Here is an 18,455-nt window from a genome sequence, read left to right as displayed (position 1 = left end):
CTGCATCAATTCAGCATTCGTCCACAACCTTATTTCTCCTCGATGCGCGCGCGCAAGCGCTGCGCGTCGAATGGGGCCTTGACCTTTTTGTCGTTGTCGAAATAGCAGTAGATGTCCCGATGCGCGGCGGCGCGTGGGCGTTTTGGCGAGATCCGCTGTGCGTCGGCGGGTTCCTGGCCGTTGGCCCACATGACCAGCCGCGCGGCCCAGCGGTCCAGCGCGGCATCGGAATAGGCGCCGCCATACAGCGTCTCGGAGCCATGCAGGCGCAGGTACAGGAAGTTGCTGGTGACGTCCTCGGCATAGGGCCAGTCGGCAACGGCGTCGGAGATGACCAGCGCCACACGGTGCCGGCGCAGCAGCGCCGGGAATTCCGGCGTGCAGAAGCTGGCGTGGCGGATTTCCACCGCATGCCGGATCGGGCGCCGGCGCCGGGTTTCGCACCACGGCTCCCGGACGTTGCGGTTGTGCTGCTGCGCCAGTTCGCGGGCACTGTGCGTGTCGTGCGGGATCAGCGACAGGAAGCGTTCCATGCGCTCCGGATCAAAGGCGAAGTTGGGCGGGAACTGCCACAGGACCGGCCCCAGCTTTTCCTCCAGCGCCAGCACGCCGGAGGCAAAGAAGTTGGCCATGGCTGGCCGGGCGGAGTCGTCGCGAAAGCGCAGCATGTGGGTCAGGTAGCGCGGGCCCTTGACGCTGAAGACGAAGTGCGGCGGCGTGGCCTCATGCCAGGCGCGATAGCTCTTCGGCGTCTGCAGCGCGTAGTGCGAGCCGTTGATCTCGATGGTCTCGACCGCGCGCGACGCGAATTCCAGTTCCCGCCGTTGTGGCAGGCCCTCGGGATAGAACACGCCGCGCCAGCCGGCATAGCGCCAGCCTGAGATGCCGATCCGGATCATTGTGATGCTCTGGTCTGTACGTTTTGCAACCGACGGCGCCAACTTGCCCGCGTGCCGGCCCGGGCGCCCGTCACAGTCGGCCCGATCATGCCTGCTCCGCAAGATCCGCGCCGTGGCCGGCGTACCACAGCGGAAGGCGTTCGCGCCGGCATAAGGCGTTTACCGCATCCCCGCGCGCCAGGTTTACATTCGCCGCGATGTGACCTACACCCAGTCAGGCGACGGCGGCGAGTTTGGGTAGGGCGGTCAGGGGAGGGCGGGGCCATGGGCATGCAACACCAGGACAAAGTCTTTGCCGGGGCAATTCCCGAGACCTATGAGGCTCTGATGGTGCCGATGATCTTCGCGCCCTATGCCGCCGACCTGGGGCGGCGCATCGCCGCACTGCGGCCAAGCCGGGTGCTGGAGCTGGCAGCCGGCACCGGGGCGCTGACGCGCGAGCTCGCCGCGCGCATGCCGGCCGACACCCTGGTGGTCGCCACCGACCTGAATGCGCCAATGCTGGCACGCGCGCAAGCCGCCGGCACCGCGCGCCCGGTGCAATGGCGCGAGGCCGACGCCATGCGGCTGCCGTTCGATGACGCCACTTTCGACCTGGTGGCATGCCAGTTCGGCGCGATGTTCTTCCCCGACAAGGGCAAGGCGTTTGCCGAGGCGCGCCGCGTGCTGGCGCCGGGCGGCACGCTGGTGTTCAACGTCTGGGACCGGATCGCCTTCAACGCCTTTGCCCGCGATATCACCGCGGCGCTTGCCACGCTGTTTCCCGATGCGCCGCCCGATTTCATGGTGCGCGTCCCGCATGGCTACCACAGCCAGGCCACGATCGAGCAGGACCTGCGCACGGGCGGGTTCACCGCCGGCGCGGTGTTCGAGACCGTCGCCGAGACCAGCCATGCCGCCGCCGCGCGCATTCCCGCCATGGCGTTCTGCCAGGGCACGCCGTTGCGCACCGAGTTGGAGGCACGCGGGCCGGACGCCCTGATGCGTGCGACCAATCACTGCGAGCAGGCGCTGGTCCAGGCCTACGGCGCCGGGCCGCTGGCCGGCCCGATGCAGGCGCACGTGGTCATGGTCGCGGCGCCCTGACGGCGCGGCTGGCGTTCAGGCTCCGGTCCCGGTAGCGCAGCGTTGTCGCGGCCGTGGCGGAATACGCCCGATGCAGTGGGAGCATGCAGGGTTGGCGGTTGTCTTGTTCTTGTGCAGCCAGATGCCGGGGAGGGGGGCATATCACTGCACGGCCGCAGTGTCTCGGAAGGGGACGGCGGCCGGCAAATTCTGCAACGCCGCGGCAGCCCTTGCCGCAGCGGGCGGCCGCGACGACGGCCAGCGGCTCCTGCGCGGAGGCCCTGCCTCGTGGAACAGAAGTTGCGTCGTTCTTGCTCGCCAGTACCGCTAGTCCCTTTCCGACCAGGCAAGTGGCCAGGGCGGGCAGGCAGTCCTCTCAGACCGACCATCGTGTCATGACAAGGAGTTGGAGATGAAGCCAGGTTCCAGCAGAAAGACGGCAGGCAAGGGCGGCGCGGACAAGAAGAACCCGGGTGCGCGCATGGACCGGGATGCCAGCGAGATCAAGAGCCGCAGCGCCGACCCCGGCCAGAGCAGCTATGGCGGATTCCGCAACGAGGATCCGCGCAAGCAGCACCAGGCGGAAAGCGGCAAACCAAAAAAGTCTTCGCGCTAGATTGCGCGGGATAGCGTGGCCTGAAGGGCCACGGTGCGCTCAATGCCCGCGGCGTGGCAGCGTGAAGCCCGCGATGGCTTGCGCATAGCGGCGCGCGACGGCCTGGCGGCGGTGGTCGGCCAGGAACCGGCGCAGGGCCGGTTCGGTGCGGCGCGACTCGCCGGCACACACGGCCAGCATGGTTTCGCATAACCGGTCCGGTTCAGGCTCCACCACCCAGCCGAACCGGTCGACGGCCTCGGGCAGCCCGCCGCGATGCGTCACGATGACCTCGCAGCCGGCCGCCAGGCCCTCCAGTGCCACGATGCCGAACGGCTCGTAGCCGATCGACGGCACTACCAGGCAGGCGTGCTGTACCAGCATCGCGGCCACGGCCGCCGCTGGCTGCGCGCCGGCGAAGGTCACGGCCTCGGCGCACTCCAGCGCGTTCGCCAGTGCCACCAGCAAGGCGTACTGCGGTCCATCGCCGATGATCGTCAGGCGGGCGTCGGGCCGCAGCCCGCGCAGCTTCGCGAAACTGCGCAGCAGCATGTCTACGCCTTTCTCGGTCACCAGGCGCCCGACAAAAACGAAGCTGCACGCCCGGCGCGGCGGGGACGAGTGCGCGAACAGGTCGTCGCGGTACCCGTTGTGGATCACCAGTGGCTGTCCTGGGAACCATCCGGCCAGGTAGCGGCTGACGCAAATGTTGTCGTAGAAGCGTGACATCCAGCGCTTGACGGTGCCGGCGGTAAAACGGCGCCCGTCGCCATAATGGGCATACGGGCCATGATGCGTCAGCACGATGCGCCGCCGCAGCAGTGTCGCCAGCAACACGTCGTAGAACGTCATCCCGACGAACACAACCAGCGAGTGCCGCAGCAGGGCGCGCGCCAGCGAGATATACCCGGCCACGCGCGTGACCGGATAGGCAAAGGCCGCCGCGTCGTCCGCAGCCGCCGGCGTACGCGTCGCCAACTCGATCCGGTAGCCGAGGTCGGTCAGCCCTTGCGCGAGGTCCTCGGCAAAGCGCTCCATGCCGCCCACGGAAGGATGGAACGGGGCGCTGAATATCAGAAGGTCGGGCAGCGGCGGGGGCGCGGTGTCCGCGGGCTCGGGCTGGCTCATCCTAGTCGCGCTCCATGGCTTGCACAGCACAAGCCCCCTGAGGGGACGGCGATGCGCCAGCATGCCGCGCGCCGCCTTCTCCTTCCGTGCGTTGGCGCACGCTGTCCTGGCGCCGCATTTGCGGGCACCCCCCATGCCGGGCGCTGTTTGCGGGCTAGGATAACCCGGACTCACCATCACCCGCGGCGGGTTCTGTCTCAGTCCAATGACGTTGCCAGCAGCATTTGCGGCCGCTGGCGCGAAGGATTTCCATCCAGAGGCGCATCGATGACACCGATACGCCGTGCGCCACAAGCGATATAGAACGGTTCGGCATACGGTTCCGCATCGATCGTGAGCTGTTTCACGCCCGTGGCGGCGGCGAGGCCGGACGCATGCTGCAGCAGTGCCCGGCCGATGCCCCGGCCCATGTAGTCCGGCACGACCCACAGATGCTCAAGCGGCCAGCCCGACATCGCGTCCGTCGCGCGGACTGTACAGAACCCGGCGATCCTTCCATTGATTTCGGCAACGTAGGTGAAGGTTTGCGCGACATATGCACCAGCGATCGTCAGGTCTTCGCGCCACGCTTCGAGTTGGGCGGCGGTGTATGGCCAGTGCGCCTTGGCCTGGAACGCTATGGCTGAGTATGGAGGCGTCGGTTTCGAGGCCGCGTCGGATGTTCATGGGCGGATGAGGAAGAACCGTGCTGGGGGTGGCCATGACCGACTCATCCTTCAGGCGCCTGTCCGCCTTGGAGACGAAGCCTTTCCGGTATTTCCGGTGTTCACGCCGCTTCTGGAAGGCGTCGCGCCACGGCCATTTCAGTGGACCGGGAAGTCTGCCGGGGGTTCCACGGTCTGGGAACCTTGGACCAACTCGGACATTTGAACTTAGCCAGAACCGGACATTACAACTTTGCCGCTACACGCGCGTTTCGCATAATGTATATTATGTTAAATCGTTGACGTACCAGGCCGGCGCTACGGAATGCGCTATGAGCTCTGCCCAACGAGCTATCCCTCAACGCCACGCCTGCGTAAACTCGCTGATCACCCTTTCCAGGTGGTTACGCATTGCCGCTCGCGCCGCTGTCGCGTCGCGGGCCATCACCGCCGCGAAGATTCGCTGATGGTCTTCCTGCGATGCCTCGCGCAGCCCCGTGGTATGGAAGTGTTCCTCGATCTTGCCCCATAGCGGATCGCTGCGCCCACTGTCCCACAGCGCGGTGACCATATGCAGCAGGACCCTGTTGCCAGTCGATTCGGCCAGGCACAGGTGGAATTGCCGGTCCGCCGCCTCGTTGGCTTCCTTGTCGTCCATGTGCTCGCGCATCAGGCTCAGGGCCGCGAACATACGGTCAAGGTCGCCGTCCTTGCGCTCGCTGGCCGCCAGGCCGGCGATTTCCGATTCAATCAGAGCCCGGGCGCGCAGTGATTCTATCGGCCCCGGCCGCCAGGGCATCTCAAACGGCTCGCGACCGGGCGTGGGCGCTTCTGCGCAGACGTAGATCCCGGAGCCGCCGCGCACTTCGACCAGTCCCTGTACCTCCAGCGCGATGATGGCCTCGCGCACCAGGGTACGGCTGACGCTGAACCGCTCGGCCAGCGTGCGTTCGGACGGCAGCCGCATATTGGCGGAGAACTCTCCGGATGCGATCAATGCCTGCACCTGGCTGGCCAGGCTCAAGTACGAACGGTCGCTGGCCGCCGGCGGGTTCTCGAGTATCGGACGGGTTGCAAGAGCGCTGGTGGAATGTGGCATCGCAAGTAAGGCGGCGACTGCTGATGTGATCAACGGTTGACCACTCGCCGCAAGAAGGCATGGGCCGGACAGTGCCTGATGCAGACCATGGTAAACCATGACGGCAAAATTGGGCAACCTGTTCATAATTGGTGAACCAGATAATCCAATCCGGTACACCAATGCCGCGCGGCCTGCCGGCCATGACGCGCGCCGGTTCAGGCCGGATTGCCTTTCCGCCCTCTTCTGCCGCATCAGAGTCGCCCCAAGGAAGCCCCACCCATGAAGATGTCGTTCCGCTGGTTTGGCCCGACCGACCCGATTCCTCTCGAATACATCCGGCAGATCCCGGGCATGACCCACATCGTCTCGGCCATCTACGACGAGCCGGTCGGGGAGGTATGGCCGCTGGACAAGATCCAGGCGCTCAAGTCCACGATCGAGGCGGCGGGGCTGCAGTTCAAGGTGGTGGAGTCGGTTCCCGTCCATGAGGACATCAAGCTCGGCAAGCCGACGCGCGAGCGGCTGATTGCGAACTACCAGCAGACCATCAGGAACCTGGCCGCCGCGGGCATCGAGGTCATCTGCTACAACTTCATGCCGGTGTTCGACTGGACCCGTACGGAACTGGCAAAGAAGCTCGATGACGGCTCGACCTGCCTTGCCTTCAGCACCCGCGAGGTCGAACAGATCGACGTCAGCCAGGGGATCGCCCTGCCCGGCTGGGATTCCAGCTACGCTCACGCAGAACTGCAGTCGCTGCTGGCCGAATATCGTGGCATCGACGAAGGCAGGCTCTGGGAGCACCTGGAGCATTTCCTGCGCGCGATCATTCCGGTGGCCCAGGAGTGCGGCATCAAGATGGCCATTCATCCGGACGATCCGCCGCGGCCCATCTTCGGACTGCCGCGCATCGTCAAGAACCGCGACGACCTGGCACGCATCCTGGCGATCGTCGACACGCCGGCAAACGGCCTGACGCTGTGCTCGGGCTCGCTTGGCGCCGGCCCCCAGAACAACGTCGAGGCGCTGGTGCGCGAGTTCGGCGGCATGGGACGCATCCACTTCGCCCATATCCGCAACGTCAAGATCACGCCGGAAGGCGATTTCGAGGAAACCGCCCACCTCTCGAGTTGCGGATCGCTGGATATTGCCGCGATCGTCAAGGCGTACCACGACGTCGGCTTCCAGGGCTATTACCGCCCCGACCACGGCCGCATGATCTGGGGCGAGACGGGCAAGCCGGGATACGGCCTCTATGACCGGGCACTCGGCGCGGTCTATATCAACGGGATGTGGGAAGCGATGGAAAAGACGGCCTGAAGCGCCGTGGGGCTGCGGCCCAGACAAAACATAATCGGAGACCTGTCATGACAATCACCAAGAAATCGCCCGTGTATTCGCGCCGTTCCGCGTTGATCCTGAGCGTCGCTGCCCTCGGCCTTGGCGCGCTGGCAACCACCGCCGCGTGGGCGCAGACCAGCTGGCCGACCAAGCCAGTAACGCTGCTCGTGGGCTTTCCGCCCGGTGGCCAGACCGACTTCGCGGGGCGTGCGCTGCTTAACGGCCTGCAGAGTTCGCTCGGCCAGTCGTTTGTCATCGACAACAAGGCCGGCGTGAACGGCAATATCGCCTCCATCGAGGTCATGCGCGCGGCGCCTGACGGGAACAAACTGCTGGTAGGCAATGGCTCGATGACGATCATGCCGCACGTCTACACCAAGCTTGGCATCGTCGATCCACAGAAGCTGACGCCGATAGGCGTGATGCTGCAGTCGCCGCTGGTCCTCGTCGTGCCTGCCAGTTCGCCCATCAAGACTTACGCGCAGTTCGTCGAGGAGGTCAAGGCGCGCGACAAGTCGGGCAAGACCATCGACTATGGCTCGGGCGGCACCGGCGCATTGCCGCATGTCACGATGGAATTGCTGCGCGAGCGCATGGGCGGCCCGAAGATGAACCATGTGCCCTACAAAGGCAGCAGCCCGGCTATGGTCGACCTGATGGCCGGACGCCTGGATGCGATGTTCGATGCCACGTCGGTCGTCGCGCCTTTCATCAAATCGGGCCAGTTACGGCCGCTGATGGTCACGGGGCCGAAGCGCGTAGCCATGATCCCGGACGTGCCGACCGCTACCGAGAGCGGCATCAAGGACTTCACCATCATCTCGTTCATCGGCCTGTACGGGCCGCCGGGCCTGAGCCCTGACATCGTCAAGAAGGCCAACGGCGCATTGAATACGGCGCTGAAGGACCCGGGCGTCGTCAAGAGCATCGTCGATCGCGGCGACGAGCCCGGCGGCGGCACGCCTGAGCAGCTCGCAACGCTGACCCGCACCCACTACAAGATGTGGGGCGAGGTGGTGAAGGCCAACCACATCACGGCTGATTAAGGCCGCACAGGCCGGTGAATGCCGGTCTGTCGCCAGCGCCGCATCGTCGCGGGCCTCGTTTCGCGCCGCCCCCGCGCCTCACAGCGGGTGCGAGTGCGCGCGATCGTGGATTGGGCGGCAGGCTTTTCCGGCAGCGGTTTAAGCCATTAGCGGGGCGACATGACGCCGACAGCCGTTCTTCAACTGGCACTGACTTCGTTCGTGAGCGACTTGCCGCGTTCGAACTCCGTCACACTGCGCAAGGTTGTTTCGCAAATGGTCATCACGGCTTCGCGGGTGAGGAAGGCCTGGTGCCCGGTCACGATCACGTTAGGGAACGTAACCAGCTGCTGCAGCACGGAGTCGTCGATGATGGTGCCGGACAGGTCGCGGAAGAACAGCCCCGCCTCCTGCTCGTACACGTCGATCGCCAGCCCGCCGAGTTGCCCGCTCCTGAGCGCCGCGATGACTGCTTCCGTGTCGATCAGCCCGCCGCGGCTGGTGTTGATCAGCAAGGCTCCCGGCTTGGCGCGCGACAGCGTTTCGGCGTTGATGATGTGATGCGTCTCGGGCGTGAGCGGGCAGTGCAGCGAGATGCAGTCCGCGCTTGCGCCGATTTCTCCCTCGTCCGCGTAGCGTCCGCCAAGGGCCTCGAATTCGGGGGATGGGTACTTGTCGTAGCCGATCACGTTGCAACCGAACCCGACCATGATCTTCGCAAACACGCGGCCGATCTTGCCGGTGCCGATCACGGCCACGGTCTTGCCGCACAGGTCGAAGCCCATCAGGCCTTCGAGCGAGAAATTGAAGTCCCGCGTGCGGTTGTAGGCCCGGTGGATCTTGCGGTTGACCGCCATCAGCAGGGCCACCGCGTGTTCGGCGACCGAGTTGGGCGAGTAGTCGACAACGCGCACTACCTTGACCCCGAGCGCCTGCGCGGCTTTCAGGTCGACGTTGTTGAACCCCGTGCAGCGCAGCGCGACCAGCCTGGTGCCGCCGCGTCCGAGCGCTTCCAGCACGGTCGCATCGGCGCGGTCATTGACGAAGATGCACACTGCGCCGTGCCCCGCGGCGAGGCCCACCGTCTCGGTGTCCAAGGGAACTTCGAAGTACTTGAGCTGATGGCCTTCGACCGCATTCGCGGCATCGAGATGTTGGCGATCGTAAGACTTTGCGCTGAAAACGGCGATTTCCATGATGTGTCTCCGTGGCGAATCGCATGGGGCGCTCCGCCCAGACTGCCCTGCACTATCCGCCAGCCAGTGTGGCAGCGACCTGTACGAACAGGATTTTCACGATGGTCATTGACGGGAAGATCATCGAGTAGCCGAGGTCGGGCCGGTCGGTGGGCGCGACGCGATTGGCAAAGGCAAGGATGGCGGGATTGCCGGTCGCGCCGCAGATCACGCCCACCGCGAGGTCGAACGGCAGCCTGAAGACCCACAGGCAGAAAATCGCAGTAATCAGCAGCAGGGCAAGCAGAATTACCACGCCATAGATCAGGAAGGACACCCCGGTCACGCCGATGGTGGCGAAGAACTTCGGCCCGGATGCAATGCCCACCTGTGCGAGGAAGATGGTCAGCCCGAAGTTGCGCAGGACCAGGTTGGCCGACAGCGGCATGGTCCAGACGAACGGCCCGAGACGGCGCATCCGGCCGAGCACGAGGGCGACCAGCAGCAGCGCGGCGAGCCCCAGCGCCAGCGTGCCGACGCCGGGAATCGGCACCGGGATCAGCCCCACCAGCAGCCCGAGCGCCGCGCCGATGCCGATCGAGATAAAGCTCAGCTCGGCGGTGCCCTTGATGGAGTCGCCGAACAGCGCACGAATCGGCTTCATATGGGCGCGATTGACCAGCAGGCCGACGCGGTCACCGAACTCGAGGGTGAGGTCCTCGCGGGGCATCAGGTCCGCATCGCCGCGCCGCACATGGGCGATCGAGCAGACCATGCCTTCGGGAAAACGGATATCGCGCAGCGTGTGCCCGACCACGAGCCGGCTTGAGGCGAACACGCGCATATAGTCCAGGTCTTCGCGATGGCTTGTCATGCGGCCCGGCTGCAGTTCTCCGCACAGCGAGGTGGCTTCACGCAGCAAGGCCGGGTCGGTGGCGGTCGCGAGCAGCACGTCGTTGGCCTGCAGGACCAGGTCGTCGGCGGACGGGTAGTTGTGGTGGGCGCGACGCACGGCGGCAATCGCCACCCCCTCCGGCAGGCGCGCTACCACCTCCGACAGACGCACACCGATAAACGCCGGGTTGGTCAGCGCAATCTCGGCGGTCTCAATCAGCTTTGGTGGCGGCCGCACGATATTCGGCTTGAGCAGCGCGGTGAGGGCATACAGAAACAGGATCGGCCCTGCCACGCCGACGGGGTATGCGACGCTGTAGCCCACCGCGGCGCCGTCGCTCTTCATCGCCGTCATCGCGGCCTGCAGGCTTGCCGTGCTGGTTCCCGCGCCGGCGAACATGCCTAGCGACTCATCCAGCTTCACGCCGACCAGCGGCACCAGCGCAACCGCGACCAGTCCGGAGCCAACCACGCCGAGGACCGCAGCGGCGTTGGCCTTGATGCCGTCGGGGCTGGTCAGACCTTTAAAAAACTGCTCCCCGTACTGGATCCCAATGCCATAGAGAAAGAGCAGCAGCCCCAGCGTGCCAAGGATGGCAGGCGGCGCGGACTTCGGCGCGAACCCGCCGATCGCCAGCCCCACGAACAGCACCGCGCCCGATCCGAGCGACACGCCCTTGATATTAATCTCGCCGATGACATAGCCCAGTGCAACCGTGAGGAACAGCGTGAGCAGCGGCTGGGTTTCGAGCAATGTCCGGACTGCATCCATGGCAGCGCCTTTCTGATGGGCAGGAGCAAGGGGGCAGCGGCAAGCAACTGCGCAGGGTCACGCGCGCATTGCGCGGACGGGGGCGATGGCCCTTGTTCCGGGCATGCGTTATTGATTGCGGCTTGTAGGAACCCGATCCTCGTAACAGGCACCGGCCGACACGGCGGCAACCACCGGAATGCCCCTCGAAAATATACGATGCGCCGCACGAATTCAAGAATTGATGCGGCGCAGCTACGGGGCGACAAAACTTCCCGCCTCCGCCCAACTTGCAATCGGCCCTCCGTGCACGCAGTCAGCAGGCGCTGCGCCACCTCCACGTTATGCTGCATATCTTCGACGGAGTGCGGGCCGTGATAGAACGATTTACTTTCGTGCCCGCTCCGCCCTCCCCTCACACACGCCGCTTCTGCCCGGCCCAATACCTGTCCCCGGATGGCTGACGAGACGGCTTCGCGCCGCACGGCGATCGTTGCGTCACGGCGGGTCCGCCGCGCCGCCTCGCAGCACTCATCTACGCAGCGCAGCGCACGCAGCTTGAGCAAAATGCAAGCCCGCAATCGCATTCGTTCCGTGCGCCAGCCCACATTGGCTCTCGGCTTGCCCCCCTAAGCTAGAAAAGTCCGGTGCGAATGTCATTGCGGCATTCGCACCTGAGCTACCCCGCGCGGACCCGCCCGCGAGGCCCCTTCGCCTGTCCGCCTGGCAGATGACTCTGGCATCGATGCTCGGTGGCAGGCCTCCCGAGATTGCCGGAATCGGCTTTCACGTCGATTCGATGGCAACGCCGTGACACCAGGAGGACATACCAATGCGTCAACTCACGATCTTCCGGAAAACCGTGTGGGCATCGATGGTTGGCCTGGTCATGGCAGCGCCGCCGATTTGCGCGGCCCCTGTCAGCTTTGATAACGATGCGTGCACCAACCCCTCGGCCGAAGCCAGGCTGAGGCAGCGGGAAACCGCTGTGCTGGGCCCAGGCCATGCGGAATCGCATGCCAAGGCACGTGCCAAGCAGTGTCGCGTGGCAAAGGGCCTGGAGAAGGCCCCAACGCCGGATGAACAGGTGCTGGCTGCCGCCAGCGCCCAGGCGACCAATACGGCCGGCCAATGGAGCGCACCGTTCGTGATTCCCGTAGTCGGCATCACGGCGGTGTTGCTGCACACCGGCAAGGTGCTGTTCTGGTCGTACGAGCCGACCCAATACCATAATCCGGAGGCGTCCAACACGGGCGTCGCTTACCTCTGGGATTCCCGCACACGGACGGGATACGCCATTACGCCGCCGGAGAATATCTGGTGTGCCGGACAGACGATATTGAGCGACGGCAGGGTTTTTATTGCCGGTGGCAATCTGCGCTACCCGGACCCGAACGCGCCGGAGGGACAGCAAAACTTCAGGGGCGCGCTGAGCAGCTATACGTTCAATCCGCTTAGCGAAACCTGGACCGCGCAACCGAATATGTCGGTAGGCCGGTGGTATCCGACGGCAACCAGGCTGGCGGACAACAGGGTGGTGATTACCAGCGGTCTCGACGAGACCGGCTCCGGCAATACCACCGCGGTGGTCGAGGTGTTCACCCCTGCCGCCAGCATGGACGGGGTCGGCACGATGAGCGTGGTCTCTTTACACGACCCATCCGGCATGTACCCTTTCCAGTACCTGCTGTCATCGGGCCAGATGATGCAGGCCGGGCCTGCTTTCTACAATACCTTGCTGTTGACGCCTGGCAGCTGGTCATGGAGCAGCATTCCGAACTTGCTGAGCTCGCATTATGAATACGCCAACGGCGTTCTCTACACCGACGCCTCGGTCACGCCGGTCAAGCAGGTCGTGATGATCGCGGGTGGCGCCGAAGGCGACAGCGCCTTCCGCAACAACGAATGGTTTGACGTCGGCAACCCTAACGCCGGGTGGAGACAGTTTCCGCAATGGCTGCAGCCTCGCCATAACGCCAATACCGTGATCCTGCCCGATGGCACGCTGTTTACGGTGGGCGGAAATGCTGCCAGCAACGGTTACGACAATCCGCATTTTGACAGCGAGCTCTACAACAAGCCGGCCGGCGATCCGACCGGCAGCTGGATTTCGATGAGTCCGAACACCATACAGGCGGGCTACCACTCCAGTGCCATTCTGTTGCCCGACGCGACCGTGCTGCTGTCCCAGGATGATATGAACCCGCTGGCAACCAGCACGCACCAGGCCCAGGTCTATTCGCCCCCCTACCTGTTCAAGGGCGCGCGCCCCAGCATCACCAGCGCACCCGGTACAGTGAGCCTGGGGCAAACCTTCACCGTCGGCTCCAGTACCCCCAATGTTTCCAGCGTTGCCCTGGTAGCGCCGGGGGCAGTGACCCATGGCAACGACATGCACCAGCGCTATATCAAGTTGCGGTATACCAAACAAGGCGCCAAGAACCTGAGGGTCACCCTGCCCGCCTCGAGCTCCCTGGTGCCGCCCGGTTATTACATGCTGTTTGTCATCGACTCCCAGGGGGTGCCGTCCGTCGCGAAATTCGTTCGCATCTCCTGAATCGGGCACTGGCTGCGCGGCGGCATGATTGTTGCAATGCCGGGTATGGTTGCCCGTTCAGGAGACAGTCATGCCATTCGATGCTCGCCAGCCCGCCCGCACCGGGCGCCATGCCAGGACCGCGCTTGCGGCAATGTTGCTTTGCCTGACCACAACTGGCCTGTACGCCGCGCCGCCTGCCGGCGACGTGGACTTCATGAACAAGGCCGCACAGGCAGGCCAGATGGAGATCGATGCCAGCAAACTCGCCGAGTCCAAGGCCGCGAGCGGCACGGTGAAGCGCTTTGCCAGCCAGATGCTGCAGGACCACCGCGCCGCCGCCGAAGACCTCAAGCGGCTGGCTACCGCCAAGGAGGTGCAGCTCCCAACCACGCCGAGTCCTGACGACCAGAAGAAGCTGGAAGCCATGGGTGCCCTGCAAGGCGCCAGCTTCGACAAGCAGTACGCCAGCGAAGTCGGCGTCAAGGCGCATAACGATGCGGTCGCGTTGTTCCGCAAGGCCGCAAGCGACGCACGCGACAACGATGTACGGGCTTTTGCAAAGAAGACACTGCCGACGCTGGAGCATCACCTGGAATCGGCAAAGAAGATGGCGTCGGAGGTATCGCGATAATGACCGGGACTTCCGGTCACGGGAGAGAGGCCAGCCCGGCCCTTTGCACCCCCACCTGGACAGGTGTAGCGAGTCGTGGCTGACCTCAAGGGAGCATGATCGTGTGTACCAATTTCGCCCCGGCGACCGGGCCGATGCTGCGCGATGTCTTCGGGGTCGAGCCGCCCACTGGCGCATGGAAACCGGAGATCTGGCCGGGCGACCCCGCGCCGATCGTTCGTGCAGATGCGACGGGCCGACGCGAGTGCCTGATGGCGACGTTCGGACTTGTGCCGCGCTCGCGCCACGTCCATGGCGCCAAAGATTTTGAAATGATGAACGTCCGCGCGGAGTATGTCGGCGACAAGCGAGGGTCGTGCAGCGCGTGGCACCGTACCCAACTGTGCGTGGTCCCTGCCTTGGCGATCTACGAACCATGCTACGTTGCCGGCCAGGGGTGGGTCCGCTACCGGATCTGGCTACCGGACGAGCCAGCCATTGGCGTCGCCGGACTATGGAGGCAATGGCCAGATGGGTCCTACTCTTTCGCCATGTTCACGGTAAGCGCGCCGGGCCATGCGGTGATGAAGCTGATGCACACCCCCGGCAAGGAAAAACGCTCGGTCGTCATGATTCCGCGCCTGCAGTGGGATGCCTGGCTCGCGTGCCGGGATCCCGAACTGGCGCGAAGCTTCATGACGCTCTATCCGGCCGAGAAAATGATGGCTACCCCCGCACCGCTTGCGCCCATGCCTGCCGAGGAACCCGGCACGACGGACGTGGATTCTCCGTCGCGGTAGGCCACTTACGCAAACCGGTCATGCAGGATGGAAGCGCTGAGCTGGCGCTTCTTCCAGTACATATGGTCGATACGCTGCTGGAGCTTGCCAAGGACCGCGGGGTCCAGGTTGCCATACGTCAGCAGAACGGCCGGGTGCGTACCGTCGCCGTCTTCGTGCTCCAGGTTGTCGAAGGGCGGAAAACCGTATTTTTCCAGAAACGCCTGGATCTCTTCGTCCGAAGTGCCGGGGTCGATATTGGTGAGCAGCAAGCGGCTCATTTTCTCTCCCAATGTCAGAGGTGACGGCAGGGTGGCGCGCCTTTTGAGGTTAGCACCTTGGCCCCGTCTGGGCCAACGCATGCCGTGTCAGGCCGGCAATCTCCTGCCGCCCGGGCACATCGCCGGTCACGATTGAACGAATTCCCGTGCCAACAGCGACCGACTTTGCAAATACTCCCTGGCATCCCGCGCTCGCGCCAAAGCCAGGCGGAGTTGGCCGGGATTTCGGCTACAGGTCTTTTTTGCGCCGCGCCAAAGACAAAACCCCTCGCAGCACACGCTGTCGAGGGGTTTTGCACAATAAGAGCCTGGCGATGACCTACTTTCACACGGGTAATCCGCACTATCATCGGCGCGGAGTCGTTTCACGGACCTGTTCGGGATGGGAAGGGGTGGTTCCAACTCGCTATGGTCACCAGGCATGAGGGGTTGTGGCGCTGGGGTTGAAGCCAGCGTCACGAATCGGGATGTAGTGTTGGTTGTGTGTGTATCGAGGCACAAGGCGATCGACTCACCAGGTGAAACACACTGGTTATAGGATCAAGCCTTACGGGCAATTAGTACTGGTTAGCTTAACGCATTACTGCGCTTCCACACCCAGCCTATCAACGTCCTGGTCTCGAACGACCCTTCAAGGAGGTCAAGCCTCCAGGGAATCCTCATCTTCAGGCGAGTTTCCCGCTTAGATGCTTTCAGCGGTTATCTCTTCCGTACATAGCTACCCTGCGATGCCTCTGGCGAGACAACAGGTACACCAGCGGTACGTCCACTCCGGTCCTCTCGTACTAGGAGCAGCCCCCGTCAAGATTCCAACGCCCACGGCAGATAGGGACCAAACTGTCTCACGACGTTTTAAACCCAGCTCACGTACCTCTTTAAATGGCGAACAGCCATACCCTTGGGACCGGCTACAGCCCCAGGATGAGATGAGCCGACATCGAGGTGCCAAACACCGCCGTCGATATGAACTCTTGGGCGGTATCAGCCTGTTATCCCCAGAGTACCTTTTATCCGTTGAGCGATGGCCCTTCCATTCAGAACCACCGGATCACTATGTCCTGCTTTCGCACCTGCTCGACTTGTCGGTCTCGCAGTTAAGCACGCTTTTGCCATTGCACTTTAGGTACGATGTCCGACCGTACCAAGCGTACCTTCGAACTCCTCCGTTACACTTTGGGAGGAGACCGCCCCAGTCAAACTGCCTACCATGCACTGTCCCCGACCCGGATTCACGGGCCAAGGTTAGAACCTCAAACAAACCAGGGTGGTATTTCAAGGACGGCTCCACGTGAACTAGCGTCCACGCTTCAAAGCCTCCCACCTATCCTACACAGATCGGTTCAAAGTCCAATGCAAAGCTACAGTAAAGGTTCATGGGGTCTTTCCGTCTAGCCGCGGGGAGATTGCATCATCACAAACACTTCAACTTCGCTGAGTCTCGGGAGGAGACAGTGTGGCCATCGTTACGCCATTCGTGCAGGTCGGAACTTACCCGACAAGGAATTTCGCTACCTTAGGACCGTTATAGTTACGGCCGCCGTTTACCGGGACTTCAATCAAGAGCTTGCACCCCATCATTTAATCTTCCGGCACCGGGCAGGCGTCACACCCTATACGTCCACTTTCGTGTTTGCAGAGTGCTGTGTTTTTATTAAACAGTCGCAGCCACCATTTTATTGCAACCCCTTCACCCTTCTGGCGCAGGCCAGTCAAGCTACCAGGGCGTACCTTATCCCGAAGTTACGGTACCAATTTGCCGAGTTCCTTCTCCCGAGTTCTCTCAAGCGCCTTAGAATACTCATCTCGCCCACCTGTGTCGGTTTGCGGTACGGTCTCGTATGACTGAAGCTTAGAGGCTTTTCTTGGAACCACTTCCAATTGCTTCGCAGCACTAGGCCGCTCGCCCCATAGCCTTGAATTCCGCGCCCGGATTTGCCTAAGCGCCTTCTCCACTACAGGGACCGGGACTTCCAACACCCGGACAACCTTCCGCGATCCGTCCCCCCATCGCATCATACGACGGTGCAGGAATATTAACCTGCTTCCCATCGGCTACGCATCTCTGCCTCGCCTTAGGGGCCGACTCACCCTACGCCGATGAACGTTGCGTAGGAAACCTTGGGCTTACGGCGAGGGGGCCTTTCACCCCCTTTATCGCTACTCATGTCAGCATTCGCACTTCTGATACCTCCAGCATCCTTTACAAGACACCTTCACAGGCTTACAGAACGCTCTCCTACCACGCACTTGCGTGCGTCCGCAGCTTCGGTGACTGGCTTAGCCCCGTTACATCTTCCGCGCAGGACGACTCGATCAGTGAGCTATTACGCTTTCTTTAAAGGGTGGCTGCTTCTAAGCCAACCTCCTGACTGTTTTAGCCTTCCCACTTCGTTTCCCACTTAGCCAATCTTGGGGACCTTAGCTGGCGGTCTGGGTTGTTTCCCTCTTGACACCGGACGTTAGCACCCGATGTCTGTCTCCCGTGATTGCACTCTTCGGTATTCGGAGTTTGCTATGGCGGGGTAATCAGCAATAGACCCCCCAACCATGACAGTGCTCTACCCCCGAAGGTGAGACACGAGGCACTACCTAAATAGTTTTCGGAGAGAACCAGCTATTTCCAGATTTGTTTAGCCTTTCACCCCTATCCACAGCTCATCCCCTAACTTTTCAACGTTAGTGGGTTCGGTCCTCCAGTACGTGTTACCGCACCTTCAACCTGGCCATGGATAGATCATCTGGTTTCGGGTCTACACCCAGCGACTCAACGCCCTGTTCGGACTCGCTTTCGCTACGCCTTCCCTAACCGGTTAAGCTTGCCACTGAATGTAAGTCGCTGACCCATTATACAAAAGGTACGCCGTCACCCCCGAAAGGGCTCCGACTGTTTGTATGCATGCGGTTTCAGGATCTATTTCACTCCCCTCCCGGGGTTCTTTTCGCCTTTCCCTCACGGTACTGGTTCACTATCGGTCGATCACGAGTATTTAGCCTTGGAGGATGGTCCCCCCATCTTCAGACAGGATTTCACGTGTCCCGCCCTACTTGTCGTACACCTAGTTCCACAATCGTGTTTTCGCATACAGGGCTATCACCTGCTATGGCCGGGCTTTCCATCCCGTTCTGCTAACACCACTGCTAAAGAGTACAAGGCTCTTCCCATTTCGTTCGCCACTACTTTGGGAATCTCGGTTGATTTCTGTTCCTGCAGCTACTTAGATGTTTCAGTTCGCCGCGTTCGCTTCCCTTGCCTATGTATTCAGCAAGGGATGACCCATTCGGGCCGGGTTTCCCCATTCGGACATCTCCGGATCAAAGCTTGTTTGCCAGCTCCCCGAAGCTTTTCGCAGGCTACCGCGTCCTTCATCGCCTGTGATCGCCAAGGCATCCACCACATGCACTTGTTCGCTTGACCCTATAACAAGTGTGTCTCGAGGACACGCTCACTACAGGTTGAGTTCTCGCATTTGTGCCGTATTCCAAGTCATCTTTCGATCACTTTAAAATACATTTGGTTGATACAATCACAACCCGGTATCGCGTTCAACTACTGTGCTTCTCATCAAAGCACCGCGACACCTTTACTACATCCCATATTGTTAAAGAACAGCCGATCGTTAGATCGCTTGGCAATGCCAAATGCAAACG

The 18,455-nt window shown here is 62.7% G+C and carries 14 protein-coding genes and 2 rRNA genes; 7 read left to right on the top strand and 9 right to left on the bottom strand.

What is annotated here, in order from left to right; translation table 11 throughout:
- Positions 1-29: 29 nt before the first annotated feature.
- The gene (locus RALTA_RS07535) at positions 30-899 is read right to left on the bottom strand and encodes a DUF72 domain-containing protein (protein ID WP_012352838.1); all 870 of its coding nucleotides are present in this window, start codon (positions 897-899) and stop codon (positions 30-32) included.
- Positions 900-1,163: 264 nt separating this feature from the next.
- Between RALTA_RS07535 and RALTA_RS07530 the strand changes: the two genes are divergently transcribed.
- On the top strand, positions 1,164-1,985 hold the full coding sequence (locus tag RALTA_RS07530; protein ID WP_012352837.1) for a class I SAM-dependent methyltransferase: 822 nt from the start codon (positions 1,164-1,166) through the stop codon (positions 1,983-1,985).
- Positions 1,986-2,376: 391 nt separating this feature from the next.
- Complete coding sequence (locus RALTA_RS07520; RefSeq protein ID WP_012352836.1) at positions 2,377-2,580, top strand: hypothetical protein; 204 nt, start codon at positions 2,377-2,379, stop codon at positions 2,578-2,580.
- A 39-nt stretch (positions 2,581-2,619) separates the two neighbouring features.
- Here the strand turns inward: RALTA_RS07520 and RALTA_RS07515 are convergent, their stop codons facing one another.
- The 3 genes from RALTA_RS07515 to RALTA_RS07505 all read right to left on the bottom strand — a co-directional run bounded on the left by RALTA_RS07515 (position 2,620) and on the right by RALTA_RS07505 (position 5,430).
- Positions 2,620-3,687, bottom strand: coding sequence for a glycosyltransferase family 4 protein (locus RALTA_RS07515; RefSeq protein WP_012352835.1), 1,068 nt, complete (start codon positions 3,685-3,687; stop codon positions 2,620-2,622).
- 197 nt (positions 3,688-3,884) lie between these two features.
- On the bottom strand, positions 3,885-4,307 hold the full coding sequence (locus RALTA_RS29040; protein WP_081479472.1) for a GNAT family N-acetyltransferase: 423 nt from the start codon (positions 4,305-4,307) through the stop codon (positions 3,885-3,887).
- A 382-nt stretch (positions 4,308-4,689) separates the two neighbouring features.
- A complete protein-coding gene (locus tag RALTA_RS07505) occupies positions 4,690-5,430 on the bottom strand; it encodes a FadR/GntR family transcriptional regulator (protein WP_041232132.1) in 741 nt (246 codons plus the stop codon).
- A 261-nt stretch (positions 5,431-5,691) separates the two neighbouring features.
- On the opposite strand from RALTA_RS07505, the gene uxuA reads away from it, so the two are divergent.
- A complete protein-coding gene (gene uxuA, locus RALTA_RS07500; RefSeq protein WP_012352832.1) occupies positions 5,692-6,732 on the top strand; it encodes a mannonate dehydratase in 1,041 nt (346 codons plus the stop codon).
- Positions 6,733-6,824: 92 nt separating this feature from the next.
- On the top strand, positions 6,825-7,799 hold the full coding sequence (locus tag RALTA_RS07495) for a Bug family tripartite tricarboxylate transporter substrate binding protein (protein WP_242405254.1): 975 nt from the start codon (positions 6,825-6,827) through the stop codon (positions 7,797-7,799).
- Between the two features lie 179 nt (positions 7,800-7,978).
- Here the strand turns inward: RALTA_RS07495 and RALTA_RS07490 are convergent, their stop codons facing one another.
- Both RALTA_RS07490 and RALTA_RS07485 read right to left on the bottom strand, forming a co-directional pair.
- Positions 7,979-8,974 (bottom strand): 2-hydroxyacid dehydrogenase, encoded by a 996-nt coding sequence (locus RALTA_RS07490; protein ID WP_012352830.1) that lies wholly within the window; start codon positions 8,972-8,974, stop codon positions 7,979-7,981.
- Positions 8,975-9,026: 52 nt separating this feature from the next.
- On the bottom strand, positions 9,027-10,619 hold the full coding sequence (locus RALTA_RS07485) for an aspartate:alanine exchanger family transporter (RefSeq protein WP_012352829.1): 1,593 nt from the start codon (positions 10,617-10,619) through the stop codon (positions 9,027-9,029).
- 811 nt (positions 10,620-11,430) lie between these two features.
- Between RALTA_RS07485 and RALTA_RS07480 the strand changes: the two genes are divergently transcribed.
- From RALTA_RS07480 to RALTA_RS07470, 3 genes are all read left to right on the top strand, one after another.
- Positions 11,431-13,155 (top strand): galactose oxidase early set domain-containing protein, encoded by a 1,725-nt coding sequence (locus RALTA_RS07480; RefSeq protein WP_012352827.1) that lies wholly within the window; start codon positions 11,431-11,433, stop codon positions 13,153-13,155.
- Positions 13,156-13,225: 70 nt separating this feature from the next.
- Positions 13,226-13,768: a DUF4142 domain-containing protein gene (locus RALTA_RS07475; protein WP_012352826.1), complete on the top strand. Its 543-nt coding sequence runs from the start codon at positions 13,226-13,228 to the stop codon at positions 13,766-13,768.
- A 101-nt stretch (positions 13,769-13,869) separates the two neighbouring features.
- Positions 13,870-14,547, top strand: a complete 678-nt coding sequence (locus tag RALTA_RS07470) for an SOS response-associated peptidase family protein (RefSeq protein ID WP_025586621.1) — start codon at positions 13,870-13,872, stop codon at positions 14,545-14,547.
- A 5-nt stretch (positions 14,548-14,552) separates the two neighbouring features.
- Here the strand turns inward: RALTA_RS07470 and RALTA_RS07465 are convergent, their stop codons facing one another.
- From RALTA_RS07465 to RALTA_RS07455, 3 genes are all read right to left on the bottom strand, one after another.
- Complete coding sequence (locus RALTA_RS07465) at positions 14,553-14,807, bottom strand: hypothetical protein (protein ID WP_012352824.1); 255 nt, start codon at positions 14,805-14,807, stop codon at positions 14,553-14,555.
- Between the two features lie 306 nt (positions 14,808-15,113).
- Positions 15,114-15,227: ribosomal RNA gene (gene rrf / locus RALTA_RS07460) — 5S ribosomal RNA — on the bottom strand.
- A gap of 116 nt (positions 15,228-15,343) precedes the next feature.
- Positions 15,344-18,222 (bottom strand): 23S ribosomal RNA (locus RALTA_RS07455).
- Positions 18,223-18,455 lie beyond the last annotated feature (233 nt).

Source organism: Cupriavidus taiwanensis LMG 19424, assembly GCF_000069785.1.
Classification (GTDB): domain Bacteria; phylum Pseudomonadota; class Gammaproteobacteria; order Burkholderiales; family Burkholderiaceae; genus Cupriavidus; species Cupriavidus taiwanensis.
This window is presented reverse-complemented; position numbering and strand designations above follow the sequence as displayed.